General features: G+C 62.2%; 1 pseudogene. It reads left to right on the top strand.

Annotated elements, in window-relative coordinates:
* Positions 1 to 323: pseudogene (locus CFI03_RS18030) on the top strand (DUF6385 domain-containing protein); the annotation flags it as partial.

Raw genomic sequence — 323 nt, 5'->3', positions numbered from 1 at the left:
GTTAAATGCCGTACTTGGCACGACGATTACAGCCGGTACGGTGGCGATTTCCGGAGGGACCGTTGCGCTGTCAGGCGGCACGGTGGCAGTGTCCGGCGCGACGATCACGGCAGGAACACTGGATGCGTTGCTGGGAGCAACCATTACAGCCGGAACGATTACAGCCGTGCTCGGCACCACGATTACAGCCGGTACGGTGGCTATCTCCGGAGGGACAGTTGCGCTGTCGGGCGGCACGGTGGCAGTGTCTGGCGCAACAATCACAGCGGGCACGCTGAATGCGTTGCTAGGAGCAACGATTACGGCCGGAACGTTGACGGCGG

The sequence above is a fragment of the Paenibacillus sp. ATY16 genome, assembly GCF_003399985.2.
GTDB lineage: Bacteria > Bacillota > Bacilli > Paenibacillales > Paenibacillaceae > Pristimantibacillus > Pristimantibacillus glycanilyticus.
This window is presented reverse-complemented; position numbering and strand designations above follow the sequence as displayed.